Source organism: Kitasatospora sp. NBC_00458 (assembly GCF_036013975.1).
In the GTDB taxonomy this organism is placed as follows: domain Bacteria; phylum Actinomycetota; class Actinomycetes; order Streptomycetales; family Streptomycetaceae; genus Kitasatospora.
In genome coordinates this window covers 4,636,360-4,656,832 of record NZ_CP107904.1, presented here as the reverse complement: position 1 = coordinate 4,656,832, position 20,473 = coordinate 4,636,360, and the positions used below count along the sequence as shown (strand labels likewise).

The 20,473-nt window shown below is 74.4% G+C and carries 21 protein-coding genes; 9 read left to right on the top strand and 12 right to left on the bottom strand.

The genetic code is table 11. The features are described from left to right. Nucleotides 1–7: 7 nt before the first annotated feature. The 3 genes from OG550_RS19170 to thiC form a co-directional block, all read right to left on the bottom strand. The gene (locus OG550_RS19170) at nt 8–415 is read right to left on the bottom strand and encodes a type II toxin-antitoxin system VapC family toxin (protein WP_327679162.1); all 408 of its coding nucleotides are present in this window, start codon (nt 413–415) and stop codon (nt 8–10) included. Continuing rightward, on the bottom strand, nt 412–642 hold the full coding sequence (locus OG550_RS19165; protein ID WP_033348302.1) for a FitA-like ribbon-helix-helix domain-containing protein: 231 nt from the start codon (nt 640–642) through the stop codon (nt 412–414). Before OG550_RS19165 ends, OG550_RS19170 begins: the two co-directional genes overlap by 4 nt. A gap of 109 nt (nt 643–751) precedes the next feature. Continuing rightward, the gene (thiC, locus tag OG550_RS19160) at nt 752–2,566 is read right to left on the bottom strand and encodes a phosphomethylpyrimidine synthase ThiC (protein WP_327679158.1); all 1,815 of its coding nucleotides are present in this window, start codon (nt 2,564–2,566) and stop codon (nt 752–754) included. Between the two features lie 365 nt (nt 2,567–2,931). On the opposite strand from thiC, the gene OG550_RS19155 reads away from it, so the two are divergent. From OG550_RS19155 to OG550_RS19125, 7 genes are all read left to right on the top strand, one after another. Beyond that, a complete protein-coding gene (locus OG550_RS19155) occupies nt 2,932–3,138 on the top strand; it encodes a hypothetical protein (RefSeq protein ID WP_327679156.1) in 207 nt (68 codons plus the stop codon). A 103-nt stretch (nt 3,139–3,241) separates the two neighbouring features. Continuing rightward, a complete protein-coding gene (locus OG550_RS19150; protein WP_327679155.1) occupies nt 3,242–4,732 on the top strand; it encodes a flotillin family protein in 1,491 nt (496 codons plus the stop codon). Nucleotides 4,733–4,812: 80 nt separating this feature from the next. Next, nucleotides 4,813–5,826, top strand: coding sequence for a 3-oxoacyl-ACP synthase III family protein (locus OG550_RS19145; protein ID WP_327679153.1), 1,014 nt, complete (start codon nt 4,813–4,815; stop codon nt 5,824–5,826). Beyond that, nucleotides 5,823–6,608, top strand: coding sequence for a glycosyltransferase family A protein (locus OG550_RS19140; protein ID WP_327679151.1), 786 nt, complete (start codon nt 5,823–5,825; stop codon nt 6,606–6,608). The genes OG550_RS19145 and OG550_RS19140 overlap by 4 nt, the downstream gene beginning before the upstream one ends. Before the next feature lie 95 nt (nt 6,609–6,703). Continuing rightward, nucleotides 6,704–8,191, top strand: a complete 1,488-nt coding sequence (locus tag OG550_RS19135) for a class I adenylate-forming enzyme family protein (protein ID WP_327679149.1) — start codon at nt 6,704–6,706, stop codon at nt 8,189–8,191. Then, a complete protein-coding gene (locus tag OG550_RS19130) occupies nt 8,188–9,396 on the top strand; it encodes a cytochrome P450 (protein WP_327679147.1) in 1,209 nt (402 codons plus the stop codon). The genes OG550_RS19135 and OG550_RS19130 overlap by 4 nt, the downstream gene beginning before the upstream one ends. Then, nucleotides 9,387–10,310, top strand: a complete 924-nt coding sequence (locus OG550_RS19125) for an NAD-dependent epimerase/dehydratase family protein (RefSeq protein ID WP_327679145.1) — start codon at nt 9,387–9,389, stop codon at nt 10,308–10,310. The genes OG550_RS19130 and OG550_RS19125 overlap by 10 nt, the downstream gene beginning before the upstream one ends. A 27-nt stretch (nt 10,311–10,337) precedes the next feature. On the opposite strand, the gene OG550_RS19120 is transcribed toward OG550_RS19125, so the two are convergent. The 3 genes from OG550_RS19120 to OG550_RS19110 all read right to left on the bottom strand — a co-directional run bounded on the left by OG550_RS19120 (nt 10,338) and on the right by OG550_RS19110 (nt 11,807). Further along, nucleotides 10,338–10,538, bottom strand: a complete 201-nt coding sequence (locus tag OG550_RS19120; protein WP_327679143.1) for a DUF5326 family protein — start codon at nt 10,536–10,538, stop codon at nt 10,338–10,340. A 240-nt stretch (nt 10,539–10,778) separates the two neighbouring features. Further along, nucleotides 10,779–11,444, bottom strand: a complete 666-nt coding sequence (gene tenA / locus OG550_RS19115) for a thiaminase II (protein ID WP_327679141.1) — start codon at nt 11,442–11,444, stop codon at nt 10,779–10,781. 45 nt (nt 11,445–11,489) lie between these two features. Further along, nucleotides 11,490–11,807, bottom strand: coding sequence for a cupin domain-containing protein (locus OG550_RS19110; RefSeq protein WP_327679140.1), 318 nt, complete (start codon nt 11,805–11,807; stop codon nt 11,490–11,492). Nucleotides 11,808–11,911: 104 nt separating this feature from the next. On the opposite strand from OG550_RS19110, the gene OG550_RS19105 reads away from it, so the two are divergent. After that, entirely contained in the window at nt 11,912–12,286 is a 375-nt protein-coding gene (locus OG550_RS19105; RefSeq protein ID WP_327679138.1) for a phage holin family protein, read from the top strand. A gap of 118 nt (nt 12,287–12,404) precedes the next feature. On the opposite strand, the gene OG550_RS19100 is transcribed toward OG550_RS19105, so the two are convergent. Together OG550_RS19100 and OG550_RS19095 are read right to left on the bottom strand one after the other, a co-directional pair. After that, nucleotides 12,405–12,830 carry an SsgA family sporulation/cell division regulator gene (locus tag OG550_RS19100; RefSeq protein ID WP_327679136.1) on the bottom strand — a complete coding sequence of 142 codons (426 nt, stop codon included), beginning with the start codon at nt 12,828–12,830 and terminating at the stop codon, nt 12,405–12,407. 224 nt (nt 12,831–13,054) lie between these two features. Then, entirely contained in the window at nt 13,055–13,828 is a 774-nt protein-coding gene (locus OG550_RS19095) for an IclR family transcriptional regulator (RefSeq protein WP_327679134.1), read from the bottom strand. 327 nt (nt 13,829–14,155) lie between these two features. On the opposite strand from OG550_RS19095, the gene OG550_RS19090 reads away from it, so the two are divergent. Next, nucleotides 14,156–14,683 carry an NUDIX domain-containing protein gene (locus OG550_RS19090; protein ID WP_327679132.1) on the top strand — a complete coding sequence of 176 codons (528 nt, stop codon included), beginning with the start codon at nt 14,156–14,158 and terminating at the stop codon, nt 14,681–14,683. A gap of 46 nt (nt 14,684–14,729) precedes the next feature. On the opposite strand, the gene OG550_RS19085 is transcribed toward OG550_RS19090, so the two are convergent. The 4 genes from OG550_RS19085 to pdhA form a co-directional block, all read right to left on the bottom strand. Next, entirely contained in the window at nt 14,730–16,166 is a 1,437-nt protein-coding gene (locus OG550_RS19085; protein ID WP_327679130.1) for a globin domain-containing protein, read from the bottom strand. Nucleotides 16,167–16,775: 609 nt separating this feature from the next. Beyond that, nucleotides 16,776–18,167 carry a dihydrolipoamide acetyltransferase family protein gene (locus OG550_RS19080; RefSeq protein WP_327683986.1) on the bottom strand — a complete coding sequence of 464 codons (1,392 nt, stop codon included), beginning with the start codon at nt 18,165–18,167 and terminating at the stop codon, nt 16,776–16,778. Nucleotides 18,168–18,172: 5 nt separating this feature from the next. Then, nucleotides 18,173–19,135 carry an alpha-ketoacid dehydrogenase subunit beta gene (locus OG550_RS19075; RefSeq protein ID WP_327683984.1) on the bottom strand — a complete coding sequence of 321 codons (963 nt, stop codon included), beginning with the start codon at nt 19,133–19,135 and terminating at the stop codon, nt 18,173–18,175. 98 nt (nt 19,136–19,233) lie between these two features. Further along, entirely contained in the window at nt 19,234–20,373 is a 1,140-nt protein-coding gene (gene pdhA, locus OG550_RS19070; protein WP_327679128.1) for a pyruvate dehydrogenase (acetyl-transferring) E1 component subunit alpha, read from the bottom strand. Nucleotides 20,374–20,473: the final 100 nt, after the last annotated feature.

Here is a 20,473-nt window from a genome sequence, read left to right as displayed (position 1 = left end):
ACGGAACCTAGGGGCGAATCGAAGCGAAGACCTCGATGTCGCACTTCGCCGACCCACTGCGCTTGATCCTCGCGTCGCTGGTGATCAGCGGAACGCCGAGGGCTTCCGCCAGGGCGACGTACTGGGCGTCGTAGGCACTGAGGTTGTCGTGCAGCTTCCTCACCCTGCCCCAGAACGGCAGCGTCTCCCGTTTGACGATGGGAAGCAGCTGGTAGGCGACGACCGCCCTCTCCACCTCCCTCTCGGTCAGCTTGCCGCCATGCTGCATGCCGAGGAGGGCCGACTGGATCTCGTAGTCCAGGAGGGTGGGAGCGTAGGCGTCCCCCGCCTCGGCCACACGGCTCCGGATGAGTTCTCCGTCGGGGCCGTGGGCCGTGAGGACGAGAACCAGAGCGGAACAGTCGATGACGATCAACGCCCGGCTCGCCCCTCGTCGATGGCAGCGACGATGTCGGTGGCGCTGACACGGGCGGTGGTCTCCCGGTTCAGCCGCTCCATCATCTCCGCCATCGTGGGCTTGGACGCTTCTCTTGCGATCAGGTCCTGCATGAATGCCTGGAGCGACTTGCCGGCCTGGGCGGCGCGGACCTTCAGGGTCTGGATCTGATCGTCCGGGACATCCCGGATGGTGAGTGCCGTCATATCTGCACTCTAGCATCACTAGCTGCAAAATGCAGACACCAGGGCCGGCCGATTCGATGACGAGCCCTCCACCGGTGTCCGGGGGAGGGCTCGTCCAAGGGCAGGAGCGTCAGTCGGCCAGCGGGAGGTAGACCCGGTTGCCCTGGGCGGCGAACTCCTCGGACTTGGCCTGCATGCCGGCCAGCGCCTCCGCGTCGAACTCCGTCGCCACCGCGGTCGATCCGTCCCCGTGCTCCTCGCGGATCTGGTGGGAGATCTTCATCGAGCAGAACTTCGGCCCGCACATGGAGCAGAAGTGGGCCGTCTTGGCGGGCTCGGCGGGGAGGGTCTCGTCGTGGAACTCGCGGGCCGTCTCCGGGTCGAGGGCCAGGTTGAACTGGTCCTCCCAGCGGAACTCGAAGCGGGCGTCGGAGAGCGCGTCGTCCCAGTCCTGCGCGCCCGGGTGGCCCTTGGCGAGGTCGGCGGCGTGCGCGGCGATCTTGTAGGTGATGACGCCGGTCTTCACGTCGTCCCGGTTGGGCAGCCCCAGGTGCTCCTTGGGCGTGACGTAGCAGAGCATCGCCGTGCCCCACCAGGCGATCATCGCGGCGCCGATGCCCGAGGTGATGTGGTCGTACGCGGGCGCGACGTCCGTGGTGAGCGGGCCGAGGGTGTAGAACGGGGCGTCGTCGCAGATCTCCTTCTGGAGGTCCATGTTCTCCTTGATCTTGTGCATCGGGACGTGTCCCGGGCCCTCGATCATCACCTGGACGTCCTTGGCGCGGGCGATCCGGCCCAGCTCGCCCAGCGTCTGCAGCTCGGCGAACTGCGCCTCGTCGTTGGCGTCGGCGATCGAGCCGGGCCGCAGGCCGTCACCCAGCGAGAAGGTGACGTCGTAGGCCGCGAGGATGTCGCAGAGCTCCTCGAAGTTGGTGTGGAGGAAGTTCTCCTGGTGGTGCGCCAGGCACCAGGCGGCCATGATCGAGCCGCCGCGCGAAACGATGCCGGTCTTGCGACGGGCCGTCAGCGGGACGTACCGGAGCAGCACGCCGGCGTGGACCGTCATGTAGTCGACGCCCTGCTCGCACTGCTCGATGATCGTGTCGCGGTAGACGTCCCAGCTGAGTTCCTCGGCCCGGCCGTCGACCTTCTCCAGCGCCTGGTAGAGCGGCACGGTGCCGATCGGCACGGGGGAGTTGCGCAGGATCCACTCGCGGGTGGTGTGGATGTTGCGGCCGGTGGAGAGGTCCATGACCGTGTCGGCGCCCCAGCGGGTGGCCCAGGTCATCTTCTCCACCTCCTCCTCGATCGAGGAGGTGACGGCGGAGTTGCCGATGTTGGCGTTGATCTTCACCAGGAAGTCGGTGCCGATGATGGCGGGCTCGACCTCGGGGTGGTTCACGTTGACCGGGATGACGGCACGGCCGCGGGCGACCTGCTCCCGCACGAACTCGGGCTCCAGGCCCTCGCGCAGGGCCACGAACTCCATCTCGGGCGTCACCGTCCCGCGCTTGGCGTAGGCCAGCTGGGTGACGGCGGCGCCCCGGCCGCGCAGCGGGCGGCGGGGCCGTCCGGGGAACACCGCGTCCAGGTTCCGCAGGTTCCCGCCGCGCGGCGAGGTGTGCTTGATGCCGTCGTCCTCGGGGCGGGCCTCCCGGCCGTCGTACTCCTCCACGTCGCCGCGCTGGCGGATCCAGGAGTCGCGCAGGGCCGGCAGGCCGCGCCGCACGTCGGGTTCGTAGGCCGGGTCGGTGTACGGCCCGGAGGTGTCGTAGAGCGGGACGGTCCTCCCGTTGGTGAGCACGACCTCGCGGTACGGAACGCGCAGGTCGGGGCGGGATCCGTCGCGGTAGGCCTTGCGCCATGCCGGGGTCGGGTAGCCGGTGCCGGCACTGGAGGCGGCGGAGTTCCGGGCAGGCTGCGGCTGTGCGTCGAACGTGGTCATCAGACCTTCTACTCCCTACGCCGGCATTACCCGGTCAGGTTCCTGCGGTCGACGCAGCGGTCGGCACGTCCAGTGACGTTCCGGTCAGCGCCCTCTCAGCCCGGTGCTCCGAGCTCCCGTGTCCGCAGGCGGTGTTGCCTGCGCATGACGTCCAACACCGTAGCGAGCCGATCGCCGGAGGTCCAGAGGGGGTCGGGGCGGTGGCCGCCGGGTGACGCGCCGGACAGCCCGCGACGGGCGGACGGCCGGGCGGACCGCCGAGTGGACGGCCGAGTGGACGGGCAAGCGGGCCCCGGACGGGCAGACTGGCAGTCACCGGGTCGACGCCGGGGTCGACGGCGGGGGACGACGAGAGGGAGGCCGGCGTGGTCGGAAGCACGGGACGGGTCACCGGGGTGGTCGGCACGGGGCTGGTCGGCGAGGTGATGGTGCACGTCCCCGAACGCCAGGGCGCCGAGGCGTTCCTCGCCTACCTCGCCGTTCCGGGGGACCGGCTGCCGGTCGGCACCCCGGTGCTGGTGATCGAGTACCAGCCGCCGCGCACCGTCTACGTGGCCCCGATCGGCCCGTGACGACCTTGTGACAGTCCGCCATGTCACTTCCCTTTCCATCGGATTGGCCCGAGCGGACAATCCGAATCGGCGCATCTCCTGCGCCGGAAGGGGGAGTTGAACCATGGTTTATCTCATCCCCGGAGCAGTGGCCGCCGTGCTGCTCATCGGGATCACACTCTTCAAGCTCATGTGGCGGGTGGCGGAGCCGAACGAGGCGCTGATCATCTCGGGTTCCCGGCACCGGACCGAGGGGGTCGGCGACGGACTGGGCTTCCGGATCGTCACCGGCCGGGGGACCCTCGTCACCCCCGGCCTCCAGGGCGTCCGGCGGCTCTCGCTGGACCTCAACGAGGCCGAACTGAACGTCGAGTGCGTCACCACGCAGGGCATCCCGGTACGGGTGAAGGGCGTGGTGATCTTCAAGGTCGGCGACGACGACGTGTCGATCGCCAACGCCGCCCGGCGCTTCCTCGACCAGCAGAAACTGATCAGCCAGCGGGTCCACAACGTCTTCGCCGGCCACCTGCGGTCGATCGTCGGCGGGCTCACCGTCGAGGACATGATCCGCGACCGCGAGCGGCTCACCGGGGAGACCAGGGCCGCCTCGGGCCTGGAGATGGAGAAGCTCGGGCTGATCATCGACACCCTGCAGATCCAGGAGATCATCGACCCGACCGGCTACATCAAGAACCTCGCCATCCCGCACGCCGCAGCCGTCCAGCGGGACGCCCGGATCGCCCAGGCCGACGCCGACCGGCTGGCCACCGAGGCCGAGCAGGAGGCGGCCGCCCGGAAGGCCGAGGCGACCCGCAACAGCGAGATCCAACAGGCCTCGTACCAGGCCGAGATGGACACCGCCAGCGCCCGGGCCCGGCAGGCCGGACCGCTCGCCGACGCCGCCGCCCGGCAGCAGGTGGTGGTCCAGGAGACCCGGGTCGCCGAGTTGGAGGCCCAGCGCAAGGAGCAGCAGCTCCAGATCGACGTCCGCAAGCCGGCCGACGCCCGCGCCTACGACACCCGGACCACGGCGGACGCCGACCGCGACGCCCGGATCTCCGCCGCGCAGGCCCAGGCCCAGGAGACCGAGCTGAAGGCCGCGGCCGAGGCGGGCCGGGTCCGGATCGCGGCCCAGGCCGAGGCGGAGGCCACCAAGCTGCGCGGTCTGGCCGCCGCCGAGGCGACCAGGGCCACCGGTGAGGCGGAGGCCGCGTCCGCCGAGGCCCGCGGCCTGGCGGACGCGGAGGCGGTCCGGGCGCTCGGGCTCGCCAGGGCCGAGGGCCTCAAGGCCCGGGCCGAGGCGCTGGCCGAGAACCAGGAGGCCCTGGTGGCACAGGAGTTGGCGGAGAAGTGGCCCGACATCGTGCTGGCCGCCGCCGAGTCCTTCGGCAACGTCGAGCACATGGTGCTGCTCAACGGCGCCGACGGGATGGGCGAGTTGTTCGCCAAGGCGCTCACCATGGGCGGCACCGGACTCGGTCTGGCCCGGCAGCTGCTGACCACGATCGGTCCGGAGGCCGCACCGGCACCGGCACCGGCACCGTCGCCCGGCACCGCCGTGCGTACCGTCCCGGCCCAGCAGGTCCCGGTGGACCGGGTGCCCGGGGAGGAGTGACGCGGTTGGGTAGCCCGCCCGCGCCCACCTGAGTACGGGTACTCAGGTGGGCGCGGGCGCGTCCGCAGGACGATGGGGGTATGCACCCTGCAGCCACCGCGCGGATCGGCATCACCGCCGTCGGAGCCCACCTCCCCGCCCGCCGCCTGACCTCCCAGCAGCTCCAGGACGAGGTCACGGCCGGCGGCCGGCTCCGCCTGCCGGAGCGGACCTTCGAGAAGGCGACCGGCATCGTCACCCGGCACTTCGCGGCCGAGGGGGAGTACGCCTCCACCCTCGCCGTCGGCGCCGCCCGGCGCGCGCTCACCGCCCGCGGGCTGGACCCGCTCGACCTCGACCTGCTGCTGTACGCCTCCGCCACCCGGGACGTCTGCGAGCCCGCCACCGCCCACCTCGTGCAGGCCGAACTCGGCTCCCGCGCCCACGCGCTGGACGTCAGCAACGCCTGCAACAGCTTCCTCAACGGCATCGACCTGGCCCGCGCGATGATCCTCGCCGGCCGGGCCCGGAGGGCGCTGGTGGTCACCGGCGAGACGCCGAGCCGGGCGATGCGGCGCGACCCGGACGGCCTCGCCGCCTTCCGCGACGGGTTCGCCGGGTACACCTTCGGCGACGCCGGCGCGGCCGTGGTGGTCGAGGCGGTGGAGCGCGGCGGCATCCTCGACGTCGAGACCGAGACCGCCTCCGAGCACTGGGAGGTCGGCGGCATCCCGGGCGGCGGCTCACGCCACCCGCGCGGCGACGAGTACAGCTACTTCCGGGGCAGTGGAAAGGAGTTGCGCGGGGTCTTCGAGCGGATCGGCGGTCACATCCTGACCCGGGTGGCCGCCCGCACCGGCCTCGGCTGGGACGACTACGCCCGGGTCCTGGTGCACCAGGTGACCCTCCCCTACCTGGAGCGGTTCGTCGAGCTCACCGGCGTGCCGGCGGAGAAGCTGGTGGTCACCGTGCCCGAGCTGGGCAATGTCGCCAGCGCGACGCTCGGCATCCAACTGGATCGAATACAGCACGAGTTGAACCCGGGGGACAAGGTACTGCTGATCGGCCTGGGCGGCGGCGTCAGCCTGATGACGATGGTCTGGGAGGCGTCGTGAACACCCCGCCCGCGCCCGGAGCCGCCCCGGCCCCCGCGGCCGGCCATGAACTCTGGGTCGTCGTCCCCGCCTACCAGGAGGAGGCCCGGATCGCCGACGCCCTGAACGCCCTCGCCGCCCAGCGGGACCGGGAGTTCACCCTGCTGGTCGCCGACAACGGCTCCACCGACGGCACCGTCGCCGCCGTCCGGGCCTTCGCCGCCCGGGCGCCCTTCCCGGTCGAGGTGCTGGTCGAGCCGGAGAAGGGCGTCGGCTCGGCGGTCGACACCGCCTTCCGGCACGCCATCGCCCGCGGAGCCACCCTGCTCGCCCGCACCGACGCCGACTGCCTGCCCGAACCCGGCTGGAGCGCGGCCGCCCGGGCCGGACTGCTCGCCTGCGGCGGGCTGGTCTGCGGACGGGTCACCGCCCGCCGGGACGAGCACGGGCCGGCGGGCCGCACCGTCTTCCGGGTGCTGGTCGCCCTGGGCGCGTTCTTCGGCCGGATCCGGCCCGCGCACCGCCGCCGGCACGGCTACCTCACCCCGTACCGGATGCACGCCGGCAACAACATGGCGATCACCGCCGAGCTGTACCGGGCGGTCGGCGGCATGCCGCGCCGCCCCTCGCCCACCGACCGGACGTTCATCAACAGGGTCCGCCGGCACTCCACCGCGATCGTGCACCGCCGGGACATGGTGGTGCAGAACTCCACCCGCCGGATCCGCGCCTACGGGGTGGTCGGCACCGCGCGCTGGTACCTGGAGCGCGGCGCCGGCCCGCGCTCCGTCGACGTCCGCTGAGCGCGACGGCGCCCCGCCCCGCCCCCGGGCCACCGGCCCGACCCCGACCCCGACCCCGACCCCGACCCCGCCAGACTCCCTCGCCGAGGAAACCCATGCTCGACCGGCTCGCCCACGCCCTGCGCACCGTCCACCCCGACCGCCCGGCCGTGCTGCGGCACACCCGGCTCGGCACCACCCGGGTCGGGATCCGGCGCGGCGAACTCGCCGACCTCGCCGGCACCTACGCCACCGCCCTGCACGCCCGCGGCCTCGGAGCCGGCGACACCCTCGGCGTCGCCGTCCGCCCCGGCCCCCGGGCGCTCGCCGTCCTGCTCGCCGCGCACCGGCTCGGCCTGCGGACCGCCGTCCTCGACCCGGCCGCCGGGCCCGACGTCCTGGCCTCCCGGCTGGCGCTGGCCCAGCCCGCCCTGGTGCTCGCCGACGCCGCCGCCCAGGCGGTGGCCGGCTGGGCCGGGCCGCTGGCCCGCCGCGCCGGTCTCGCGCTGCCCCCGCTGGGCGCGCTCGGCCCGGTCGCCACCCTCGGCCGGCGCCTGCCCGGCTGCGCGCCCCGGCTGCGGACCGGCCGGTTCGGCGCCTCCGTGCCCCGCGTCCCGGGCCACGACGGCCACGGCCGCGACGCCGACGCCGTCATCGTCTTCACCTCCGGCACCACCGCCCGCCCGCGCGCCGTGGTGCACACCCGGGACGGCCTGGCCGCCGGACTGCGGACGGTCACCGACCTGGTCGAACCGCGCGCGGGGACGACCGTCCTGGGCGGCACCTTCTTCGTCCTGGCCCCGGCCCTCGCCGCGGGCGCCGCCGTCGCGCTGCCGGCCCGCACACCGGGCGCGCTGGCCCGCCAACTCGCCCGGCTGGCACCGGCCCACACCTACCTCACCCCACCGCAGCTGCGCGCCGCCCTGGCCGCCGGGGCCCGGTTCACCGGCCGGGTCTGGACCGGCTCGGCGCCGGCCGACGCCGACCTGCTCCGCCGGGTCAAGCGGGCCGGCGCCGAGCAGGCGTGGGGGGTGTACGCGCTCACCGAACTGTTCCCGGCGGCGGCCGTCGAGGAGGCCGAGAAGAGCGCCTTCACCGGGCCCGGCGACCTGGTCGGGGCCCCGCTGCCGGGCGTCCGCACCGACCTCGGTCCGGACGGCGAACTCCTGCTCACCGGCCCCGGCGCCCGCCACCGCTACCTCGGTGAGGAGCCCGACCCGTGGGTGCGCACCGGCGACCGTGCCGCGCTCGGGGCGGACGGCCGGATCGTCCTCGCCGGCCGGCTGAAGGACATGGTGCTGCGCCGCGCGGAGAACATCTACCCGGGCCTCTACGAACCGGCGCTGCACCTGCCGGGCGTCGAACTCGCGGTGCTGGTCGGCATCCCGGCCGGGGACGGCGACGAGCGGCTGGTCGCCCTCGTCCAGCCCGTCCGCGGCACCGACCCCGGCCGGCTGCGGGCCGCGCTGGAGGGGCCGCTGGGCCGGATGGGCGCGGCCCGTCCGGACGCCGTACTGTTCGGTGAGGTCCCCCTGGCCGGCCGCTCCCGCAAGCCCGACCGGACGGCCGCATCCGCCTACTGCGCGAGGGAGTTGTCCGGATGAGCGGGCTCGACCGGGGCGCGCCCGCCGCCGACCGCGAAGGCAGCAGCGCCGGGCTCGGCGCCACCGAGCTCGCCGCCCCGGACCGCACCGCCCGGCGGCGCGACCGCCTGGTCTACCTCCGCAGCCACCCCGTCCTGTTCGCCCTGCTCGCCGTCACCCGGCGGCGCCCGGTGGTCCGGCTCGGCCGCACCGTCCTGGTGCACGGCGCCGAGGCCTACCGCGAGGCGCTCACCCGGATCCCGCTCGACCGCACCGCCCCGGGCACCACCGGCGGGGCCGCCGCCCGACTCACCGACGGCGGCCTCCTGTTCGACCAGGACGGCGCCGAACACCGGTCCGCCCGGCGGACGCTGGCGAGCGACCTCGGCTCGGCGGCGGTGGAGCGGATCCGGCCGCACTGGCAGGCCGTGCTCGCCGACCGGATCCCGGCACTCGCCGACGGACCGATCGAACTCGTCTCGCTGGCAGAGGAGTTGGCCGGGGTGACGGCTGCCGCGCTGACGGGCTCCACGGCCTGCCCGCACGCCCTGGCCGGTACCGCCACCCGGGCCGCCGCAGCCGCCGCCCGCGACCACCTGCCCGGCCCCCGCACACCCCGCGCCGCCCGGGCCTCCGCCGCCCGCGCCACCGCCCGCGCCACCGAGCTGGCCGTGCTGCTCCCCGACCCACTGGACGCGATGATCGCGGTGGCCGCCGTCAACACCACCGTCGCCGCCCTCCCCCGGGCGGCCGCCTGGTGCGCGGACGCCGGACTCTGGCCGTCGGTGGACGCCGCCACCGCTCCCGCCCTCGCCGCCGAACTGCTCCGCCTCACCTCTCCCTCACCGCTGCTCCCCCGGGTGGCCGCGGCCGACGCCGTGCTGGCCGGCCACCGGATCCGGGCCGGCGACCGGCTGGTCCTGGTCGCCCGGCACGCCGCCCTCGCCCACCGGCCGGTGCCGACCCCCGGACCGGCCGCCACCCAGGCCGTCTTCGGCGCCGGACCGCACGCCTGCCCCGGCGCCGGTGCGGCCCGGGCCCTGCTCGCCGACCTCCTGCTCGCCCTCGCCCCGTACCGCCCGGTGGTCACCCGCGCCCGGGCCGACCGCCGCGCCGCCCTCCCCGGCTGGGCGGAGCTCACCGTCCGGCGCACCCGCACTCCGGCGCCAGGCCCCAGCCCCGACCCCGGCACCGCCCCCGACCGAGGAGCCCCCCGATGCGGATAGCCGTCACCGGCGCGAGCGGCTTCTGCGGCTCGCACGTCGCCCGCGCCGCCGTCGCCCACGGCCTCGACGTGGTCTGCCACGGCCGCCGCCCGGGCCCGGTCGGCCGCCACGTCCACTGGGACGCCGCCACCGCCGACCCCGACCTCACCGGCGTCGACGCCGTGGTGCACTGCGCCGCCGCCGTCGCCGACCTGCCCCCGGGTTCCGCCGCCGAGGCCGGGCAGTACGCCGTGAACGTCACCGGCACCGAGCGCCTGCTGCGCGCCGCCGGCGACCTGCCGGTCGTCTGGGTCTCCAGCGCCAGCGTCTACGACCCCCGGATCGGCCGGGAGTCCGTCCAGGAGCACCACCCCACCGCGGGCGGCCACCTCAACGCGTACGGGCGCACCAAGGCGGCCGGCGAACGGCTCGCGCTCGCGGCGGGGGCGGTCGTGCTGCGCCCGCGCGCCGTCTACGGGCCCGGGGACCCGCACCTGGTGCCGCGGCTGCTGGAACGGGTGCGGTACGGGCGGCTGCTGCTGCCCGGCGGGGACGTCCGGCTCAGCCTCACCGCCGTGCACAACCTCGCCGACGCCTGTCTGGCCGCCGTCGGCGCCGGCCGGCCCGGCCGCCGTCCCTGGGCACCGGGCGCCTACAACATCGCGGACGCCCGCCACTACCGGCGTGACGAGACGGTCCGCGCGGTGCTCGCCGCCCACGGCGTCCGGGCCCGGCTCCACCACGTCCCGGTGCCGCTGGCCCGGCTGGCCGCCCGCACCGGGCGGGTCCCCGGCCTGACGCCGTACGCGGTCGACCAGCTCTCCCGCAGCGTCACCCTGGACCTGGCCCGCGCCCGCACCCAGGGCTGGCGCCCGCTGTGGGACCTCGACACCGTCCTGCTGCTCGACAACGGCGGACGCCCGCACCCCCGGTGAGGGTGCGGGCGTCCGTGACGGGCGGGCTCAGTTCCTGGCGGCCTTCTTCACCAGGATCACCACGGCGGCGGCGATGCCGACCACCACCAGCAGCTTGACGGCCAGGCTCAGCAGGGCGCCGACGAGGCTGAACGCCAGTCCGATGACGTTCCAGGCGAGTACCAGCACCAGTACCGGGACCACGATGTTCCGCACCCACGAGGGCAGCGACTTCCAGAGCTCAGCCATGTCCGTTCCTTCTCTCCCCTTGGGGTCGGCTGCCGTCCGGTGCCGCATCCCGCTCGTTCTCGGTACTTCGATCGTACGGCGACGCAAGTGGCCGAACGAGAGCCGACGGCCCGGAGAGAACCCGGAGATCCCCCTTACCCCGGACCCCGGGGGAACCCCCGGACCGGCCCCCGCCCGGAGCCCCGGCGGAGCACCCGCCGGAGCACCGGGGACGACCTGCGGGAACGGCCCGCGGCGGGGTCAGACGGGCCAGGCCTCCCGCCGCCACGCGGCGTCCCAGAACATCCACTCGTACCGCGAGGTGGTGACGAAGTGCTCGACCACGCGCCGCCGTTCGGCCGGGGAGATCTCCTCGCCGAGCCGGTCGGTGAGCGCCAGCACCCGCCGCACCACCGACTGGAACGCCTCGTCGCCGTAGGTGGCGATCCACTTCGCGTAGAGCGGCTCCGGGGACCCCTGGGCGAGCAGCCGCTCACCGACCCGGGCGTAGATCCAGTAGCAGGGCAGCACCGCGCCGACCGCCTCCGCGAACGAGCCGCCGTAGACGGTGGCGAGCAGGTAGCTGGTGTAGGCGCGGGTGGTGGGCAGCACCGGTTCGGCGGCGGCCTCCTCGGCGGTGTCGCCGAAGGCGTCCAGGAACTCGGCGTGCATGCCCTGCTCCGCCGCCAGCGCGCCGATCGCGTCGTCGGCGAAGGCCCGCACCTCCTCGCCGGGCGCCTTGGCGGCGCAGACGGCGAGCGCACGGGCGTAGTCGCGCAGGTAGTGCGAGTCCTGCACGACGAAGTGGCGGAACGCCTCGCGCGGCAGGGTGCCGTCGGTGAGGCCGGCGATGAAGGGGTGGTCGAGGATCTCGGCGTAGACCGGCTCGATCGCCGCCCAGAGTTCTTCCGTCAGGCTCAGGCTCATGCCCCGACCCTAACCGCCGGGTCCGGACCCCCGGGGGGCCCGGGGTCAGTCCTCCGGCGGGGAGAACACCACCAGCACCCGGAGTTCCTCGGTGACGTGGTGGAACCGGTGCGGCACCCCGGCCGGCACGTAGACGACGGTGCCCCGGCCCACCGTGGTGGTCTCGTCCCCCACGGTCAGCTCGGCCCGGCCGCTGACCACCTGGTAGATCTCGTCCTGGGTGTGCGCGGTCTGCGGGTCGGTCGCGCCGGGGGAGAGCGCGTAGAGGCCGGCGGACATCCGGGGCTCGCGCAGGAACCGCAGGTACGCACCGTCGTTGGCGGCGCGCTCGGCATCCAGCGCGTCCAACCGGAACACCTTCATCGGGGGCTCCCCTCCTCGTCCGGGCCTCGGTCCAGGGGCATTCAACACCACCATGTGCCCCGGAGGCCTCGCCCGCCCCTTGACCGACCTGGGACGCTGGCCCCATGAAGGGTTTCCTCATCAAGACACTGATCAACGCGGCGGCCATCTGGGTCGCCGCCTGGATCGTCCCCGCGATCTCGCTGACCGGGGACGACTGGCAGCACAAGACGCTCACGGTGATCGCCGTGGCGCTGCTCTTCGGGGTGGTGAACTGGCTGATCAAGCCGGTGGTGAAGTTCTTCTCCTTCCCGCTGTTCATCCTCACCCTGGGCCTGTTCACGTTCATCGTGAACGCGCTGATGCTCTGGCTGACCTCCTGGGCCTCGGACAAGCTCGACCTCGACTTCCACGTCGACGGCTTCTGGGCCGCGCTGTTCGGCGCCCTGATCATCAGCCTGGTCTCCTGGGGCCTCAGCCTCGCCCTCGACGACGACTGAGCGAGCCGCCGTGCCCGCCCGCGAGGAAGGGCCCCCACCCGGTGACGACCGGGCAGGGGCCCTTCCTCATTCCCCGCCTCCGGCCCGGGTGCCGGCCGCTCCGTCGGAACGCGGACGGTCACCCGGCGTTCTCGTGCCCCCGGAGGATGAGTGCGAGCTGGGCGTCGAGTTCGCCGGCGGTGGCCTCCTGGCCCATCGGCACCAGCCGGTCGGTGCGGGCCAGGAAGGCGACCAGCGGCGGTGCCGAGGCGCGCAGCACCGCGTCCCCCTCGGGGGAGTGCAGCACGACGCACACCTCGGCGAGCTCCCCGCCGACCGGGTGGATGTGCACGTCGCCCTCGCCCGCCGGCCGGCCGATCCCGTCGAGCAGCAGCTCGCGCGCGAACACCCAGGTCACCGGCTCGTCGCCGGGCAGGTGGAAGGTGAAGCGGATCGCGTACGGGTCGGCGGGGTCGTAGCCGAGGTCGACCACGATGCGGAAGGAGAGCTCGTGCGAGACCACCAGGTTCATCATCAGGTGGCCCTGGACTGTGCTGTGCTGCATGGCGCCGGTACCTCTCGTTCTGCCCGGCCGTGCGTGCTGTGGGTCCCGCAGGTGGCCGGACGGTGCAGTTCGCTGACAGAAGTTCGCTGACGAGGGAGGGGAGGGAGTGCGGGCGGTTCGTCCGTCCTCATGGTCCACGTTTGGGGACGTAGGGGACAAGACGTGCTTTTTCAAATGGTGAACGAGGGCCGCCGCCCGGGGTCGGCCGGGCGGGGCGGGCGGCGTCAGAGCACGAACGACGGCGTCATCGCGCCGACGCTGCGGCGCAGTCGCCCGGCGGCGGCGGTGAGCCGGTCGGCCTGGTCGAGCGGCAGCGAGAGCGCCATCGTGGCGACCACCGAGCCGACCGTGATGGGGACGGCCGCGCAGACGGTGCCGAGCGCGTACTCCTGACGCTCGACCACCGGCATGGTGGGCCTGAGCGCGGCGAGCCGGCGCAGGACGGCGGACTCGTCGGCGAGGGTCGAGGGCGTGAGGCCGACCGGGGGGTGGCGGGCGAGGTGGTCGCGCCGGGCCTCCTCCGGCAGTTGGCCCAGCAGGCACTGGCCGATGGCGTGGGCGTGGGCGGTGACCCGGAAGTCGGCCCACGGTTCGACGGCGGGCTGGTGCGCCCCGGCCGCGACGTCGACCACGGTGACCTCGCCGTCCCGGTAGAGCGCGAAGTAGACGGCGGCGCCCAGTTCGTCGCGTAACCGTTCCATCCGGGCGCGCAGGTCGGACCGTTCGGACTGCCGGTCGTCGGCCCGGCCTATCCCGTCGACGGAATCGCCGTAGTAGAAGCGGCCGTCGGCCCGCCGCAGGTAGCCCTCGTGGGTCAGGGTGCGCAGCAGGTGGTAGGTGGTGCCGAGGGGGAGTCCGGCGGCGCGGGCGAGCTGCTTGGCGGTGGCCCCCTGGAGGAACCCGCCGACCGCCTCCAGCAGTCGCAGCGCCCGCTGGACCGAGGCGATCAGGGTGGGCTGCCGCGACGGCGCCGACGCGCGCCCTGCGATCCGATCCATGGCCACGCCCAGCCCCCAGCCCGAGTCATTGCACAGGAGGGCATGCGGAGTGAATCGCTCCGATTTGCCCGATAGTCGCTCATTGCAGCACAGCCACGACATCCCCGCAATCACTCTGGCACCGTTCACTCGATAAAATCCTTTGAATCAAAGAATGGATAGCACGATAACCTGTGATTCAAAGATCAGTTTAAGGTTCATCTTCACTATCCAAGATCCATCCCGGCTCCGAGTCCGCCCCGAACGGACGCACCCCGGGCGGGCCGCGTTTCGGCCCCGCCGGGCCGCGGGAGACTCCCGCACAACGCTCCAGCACCGGAGGCCGCCATGCGCACCCCGCCTCGCCCCGTCGTCAAACGAACCGCCCGGGCGATCCTGCTGGAAGTGGACCCGGCCGACCCCTACGGACCGGCCTCGATCGTGCTGATCAAGCGCACCCGGCCGGGCTCACCGCACCCGTACTGGATCACCCCGGGCGGCGGCGTCGAACGCGACGACCGCACCGTGGTCGAGGCCCTGCACCGCGAGGTCGACGAGGAGCTCGGCGGCAAGGTGGTCGACGCCGTGCCCGCCTTCGTCGACACCATCAGCCACACCCACCACGACGACGGCACCCTGCTCCACCCGCACGGGGTCAAGGTGCAGCACTTCTTCGTCTGCCGGCTCGCCTCGATGGACCTCAGCCGCCGCCACGGGCCCGAGGTGGACGCGCCGAACGGCGGGTACGAGGTGGTCCGGGTGCCCTTCACCCGCGAGGGCGTCACCTCGGTCAACGTGGTGCCGCCGAGCCTGCGGGCGTACCTGGCCGCCAACATCGAGGGCATCCGCGCGCTGCTCGCCCCCGACCTGGCCTGACGCCGCCCGGTCCCGGTCCGGCCGGACCGGTGGAGCCCGGGCGCCGCTACCCCGCCGCCTGGTCGCCCACCAGGTCGTGCCGGATCCGCTCCGCCGGGACCCCGGCACGCAGCAGCACGCCGACCGCGCGCCGGACCATCGCGGGCGGACCGCTGAGGAACGCGTCGCGTCCGGTCCACGGGCCGAACCTGCCCACCACCTCAGGGAGTTCGCCCGTGAGCAGACCCGCCTCCGACAGCCGTCCGACCGGCCCGGCGACGGGCGGCCCGGCGACGGGCGGCAGCGGCCCTGGACCGGACAGCACCGGGCGCACCGAGAGCCAGCCGTGCCGGCCGGCCAGCTCGCGCAGCGCCGCCAGCTCGTACAGCTCGGCGGCCCGCCTGGCCCCGTAGAAGACCTCCACCGAACGACCCGCGGCGCCGTGCTCGGCCACCTCCTCGACCAGTGCCCGGACCGGGGCGATACCGGTGCCGCCGCCCAGCAGCAGCAGGTCCGCGCCGGTGCCGTGGTCGACGGTCATCCCGCCGGCCGCCGGGCCGAGCCGAAGGACGTCCCCCGGCGCGGCCCGGTGCACCAGCGCGTTGCTCACCCAGCCCGCCTGCACCGCCTTGACGTGGAAGGTCAGCAGACCGTCCGGCCGGGGCGCCGAGGCGAACGAGAAGTGCCGCCAGACCCGCGGCCACCAAGGCGTCTCCAGGCTGGTGTACTGCCCGGCCCGGTACGGGTACGCCTGGTCGGGGCGGACGGTGAGCACCGCGACGTCCGGGGTGCGGAGCTCGTGCGCGACCACCTCGCCCTGCCACCAGGCCGGCGCGGTGCGGGCGTCCGCCTCGGCGGCCTCGATCATGATCGAGGAGACCAGCCGGTAGACCCGGCGCCAGGCCAGCTCCGTCTCGGCGGTCCACCGGGTGCCCGCGTACCGGGCCAGCGCGGCCACCAGGCACTCGCCGACCGGACCGTAGTGGTCGGTCAGGGTGCCGTACCGGCGGTGGCCCCGGCCGAGCGCGCCCAGGCGGGTGCGCAGAGCGTCGGGGTCGTCGGCGCTGCGGGCGGCCATCAGCAGGGCGCGGAAGAGGCGGTCCCGCTGGACGTCCATCGCGGCCGGGAAGAGCGCGCGGACCTCGGGGTGGTGCAGGAAGATCAGCGCGTAGAAGTGGGCGGTGGCGCGGTCGGCGACCGGCTCGACCACCGCCAGGCTGGTCCTGATCAGCTCGATGTCCCGTGCGGTGGGCGGCTGTTCGGCCGCGGCGGCGGGGACCGCGGGCGGGGCGTAGGCGATCCGCGGATCGACGGCGGTGCGCGGGTCGGCCGCCGTCCGCAGACCGGGTGCGGGCGCCGGGTCCGCGGACGCGAGGGCGGCGGCGCCGGGGGCGGCGTCCGCGCCGGCGTCGCCGAGCGTCTGCAGCGCCCAGGCACGGGACCACTGGTCGCCCGGACCGGCCCAGTTGAGGCCGGGCGCGCGGGTGAACAGCGGCTCTATCACCGGCCCGATCGCCGGCCCCGTCACCGGCCCGGTCGGATACGCCCCGGTCGGATGCGGTACGGACGCGAGCGGCGCCGACGGGACGGCCGATGGGAGGGCCGGGGGCACGGCGGGCGGTACCGCGGGCGGCGGCGGGATGACGGGCGGAGCGGTCGGCGGGTCCGGGATCACCGGACGGACGGCCTGCACCGGCCGGGCGTCGGCCGCCGCCCCCGGCAGGGCCTCCGGCGTACCGAGGGCCGGACCCGTCGGCGGGACCGCCGGCGGGAGGTCCGGCGGGTCCAGCGGCGCCGGGGGCAGCACAGGCGCCGCGTCCGGCAGCCCCGGAACGGCCGCGGCCGCCGCCGAACCGTGTCCGGTACGGACCAGGAGAGTTCTGCGGGACTTCACCGCAACGTTTCGAGTACCCAAGAGAATCGTTTCGCCTCCGGCCGGCCTGTGCCACCACCTGGCTTGTCCCTGTTAACGCCTAGGCAGCGTGGCACGCCCGAAGTGCTCATCCGACAAGTCGCGCGAATCCCGGACACCCGCCCCTCGTACGCGCTACTCTCACTCGATCCACGGGCACCCCGGGTGGTCAGTCCACCACCCAGGGCGACCCCTCCCTGCTCAGAGCTGCCGCAGCAGCACCCCCGGCCGCTCCACACAGTCCGCGACGAACCGCAGGAACCCGCCCGCCGTGCCGCCGTCACAGACCCGGTGGTCGAAGGTGAAGGACAGCTGGGTCACCTCACGAACCGCCAACTCCCCCTGGTGGACCCAGGGTTTGGCGACGATCCGCCCGACACCGAGCATCGCCGCCTCGGGGTGGTTGAGGATCGGGGTGGAGCCGTCCACGCCGAACACCCCGTAGTTGTTCAGGGTGAACGTGCCACCGGTCAGCTCGGCCGGGGCGATCGCCCCGGTCCGCGCCGCCTCCGTCAACCGGCCCAGCTCGGCGCCGAGTTGATCGGTGGAGAGCCGGTGTGCATCCCGCACCACCGGCACCACCAGTCCGCGCTCACCCTGCGCGGCGAAGCCCAGGTGCACGGCGGAGTGCCGCAGGATTCCCGAACCATCGCCGGTCACACTGGAGTTGAGCTCGGGGAAGCGCTCCAGCGCGGCGGTGCAGATCCGGGCGAGCAGGGCCAGCACGCTCACCTTCGGCCCCGGCGTCGCGTTCAACTGGCGCCGCAGCGCCATCAGTTCGGTCGCATCGGCATCCACCCAGCAGGTCGCGGCGGGAATCTCCCGGTGGCTGCGGCTGAGCTTCTCGGCCACCGCCTTCCGCAGACCGCGCAGCGGCACGACCTCCGCGGCGGAGTCCGTCGCCGTCGTGGTCGGAACGAGCGCCGGACCGACCGACGGGGCAGCCACCTTCGCCGCGACCGCCCGTTCGACGTCCGCACGCATGATCAGCCCGTCCGGGCCGCTACCGGTGACCGCCGCCAGGTCGACGCCCTGCTCCCGGGCCAGCCGCCGCACCAGCGGCGAGATCACGGGCAGCACACCCGGACCCGCCGCCACGGCCGCCACCGGCGACGGGGAAGGGGAAGGGGAAGGGGACGAGGAAGGGGAAGGCGTCCGCACGGCCACCGGAGCGACCGCCTCCGTCCGCACGGCCACCGGCACCCCGGAGGCGGAGCCCCCGACCCGCCGCCGCCGGCCGGCCCGCGCCGGCTCCGCGACCCCGTACCCGACCAGCGGCCGCTCCACCGCGGCGGCGAGCTCCGATCCGGCCGCCGGAACCGCCGCGAGCGGGGGCACGCCCTCGCCCGGCGACACCGCGACCGTCACCAGCGGCGCGCCGACCGCCACCTCCTCGCCCGGCTCGCCGAACAGCGCGGTCACCACCCCGCCGTACGGACAGGGCACCTCGACCACCGCCTTCGCGGTCTCCACCTCCACCACCGGCTGGTCGACCGCGATCACCTCGCCGACCTCCACCAGCCAGCGCACCACCTCGGCCCCGGTGAGCCCCTCACCGAGGTCCGGCAGGGTGAACTCCCGTACGACGGGCATCATCCTCAGTCCTCCCACTGCAGCCGGGCGACCGCGTCCAGGATCCGGTCCACCCCGGGCAGGTGGTGGTGCTCCAGCATCGGCGGCGGGTACGGGATGTCGAAGCCGGTGACCCGCAGCACCGGTGCGGCCAGGTGGTGGAAGCAGCGCTCGGTGACCCGGGCGGCGATCTCCGCACCGGTCCCGCCGAAGCCGCCGGCCTCGTGCACCACCACGGCCCGGCCGATCGAACGCACCACCCGGCAGACCGTCTCGTCGTCGAACGGCACCAGGGAGCGCAGGTCCAGCACCGCGAGGTCGCGGCCCTCGGCCTTCGCCACCTCGGCCGCCTCCAGGCAGACCGGCAGCGAGGGACCGTAGGTGATCAGCACGGCGGAGGTCCCGGTCCGCCGGAGGACGGCCCGCCCGACCGGCTCGACGGGCACGGCCGGGTCGAACTCGGCCTTGCCCCAGTACATCCGCTTGGGCTCCAGGAAGACCACCGGATCGTCCGAGGCGATCGAGGCCCGCAGCAGCCCGTACGCGTCGGCCACCGTCGCCGGAGTGACCACGTGCAGGCCGGGGGTCGCGGCGTAGTACGCCTCGGAGGCGTCGCTGTGGTGCTCGACGCCGCCGATGCCGCCGCCGTACGGGATGCGCACGGTGATCGGCAGCGGCAGCCGGCCGGCCGTGCGGTTGCGCATCTTGGCGACGTGCGAGAACAGCTGCTCCAGCGCCGGGTAGGCGAAGGCGTCGAACTGCATCTCGACCACCGGGCGCAGCCCGTACATGGCCATGCCCACGGCGGTGCCGAGGATGCCCGCCTCGGCCAGCGGGGTGTCCAGGCAGCGGTCCTGGCCGAACTCGGCGGCCAGCCCGTCGGTGATCCGGAAGACACCGCCGAGCGCGCCGACGTCCTCGCCGAGCACGTGCACGGCCGGGTCCTCGCGCATGGCGTCGCGCAGCGCGGAGTTGAGCGCCTGCGCCATGCTGGCGGTACGGGCACCGGCGCCGTGCTCCGCCGCGGCGGAGGAGCGCCTCTTCGCGGCCCCGCCCAGGGTGGGGGTGGACGACAGGTGGGGGGTCATCAGTGCTGCACCTCGGCCTCGGCGGCCAGCTCCTCGGCCAACTGCGCCGCCTGCTCGCGCAGTTGCGGGGTCGGCTCGGCGTAGACGTGGGCGAACAGGGACATCGGGTCCAGCTCGGGCTCGGCGTGGAACTCGGCGCGCATCCGGGCCGCCAGCGCCTCCGCCTCCTCGGCCGCCTCCTGCACCAGGGCGTCGTCCAGCACCCCGAGCTCCCGCAGGGAGCGCTCCATCAGCAGGATCGGGTCGCGCTCCCGCCAGGCGGCGACCTCGGCCTCGTTGCGGTACCGGGTGGCGTCGTCGGCGTTGGTGTGCGCCTCGACCCGGTAGGTGAGCGCCTCGACCAGGGTCGGCCCGCCGCCGGTCCGGGCCCGCTCGACCGCCTCGGCGAGCACGCTGTGCACGGCCGGTGCGTCGTTGCCGTCGACCAGCCGACCGGGCATCCCGTAGCCGACGGCCTTGTGGGCCAGGGTCGGGGCGGCGGACTGGGCGCTGAGCGGCACGGAGATCGCGTAGCCGTTGTTCTGGACCAGGAACACCACCGGGGCCTGCAGCACGGCGGCGAAGTTGAGCGCCTCGTGGAAGTCGCCCTCGCTGGTGCCGCCGTCCCCGAGCAGCGCCAGCGCGACCACCGGATCGCCGCTCAGCCGGGCGGCGTGCGCCAGCCCCACGGCGTGCGGGGCCTGGGTGGCCAGCGGGGTGCAGAGCGGCGCGGTGCGGCCGGCGCGCGGGTCGTACCCGGTGTGGGCGTTGCCGCGCAGCAGGGTGAGCGCCTCCAGCGGATCGATGCCGCGGGAGACCACCGCGAGGGTGTCCCGGTAGCTGGGGAAGAGCCAGTCCTGCGCGCCGAGCGCCAGCGCGGCGGCGACCTGGCAGGCCTCCTGGCCGGTGGAGGCCGGGTAGACGGCCAGCCGGCCCTGCTTGGTGAGGGTGGTGGCCTGCTGGTTGTAGCGGCGGCCGACCACCAGGCGGCGGTACAGCTCGCGGAGCAGGGCGGGGTCGTACTTCTCCAGCGCGGGGGTACCGAGCACGCGGACGGGAGCGGGGTCCGGGAGGAGCGGGGCCGGGTCGGTGCGGGGGGCGGTGGCCCCGGGCAGCCATCCGGGCAAGGCCGTGTGGTGTCTGTGGTCGAGGACGGTCATCTCGGGGCACCTCCAGGGGTGGCGGGGGCTCCCTACCGATTGTTCGGTCGTCTGTTCATCTTGACCAGAACCGTGACAAGGTGGTGGACAATCGGCCCGG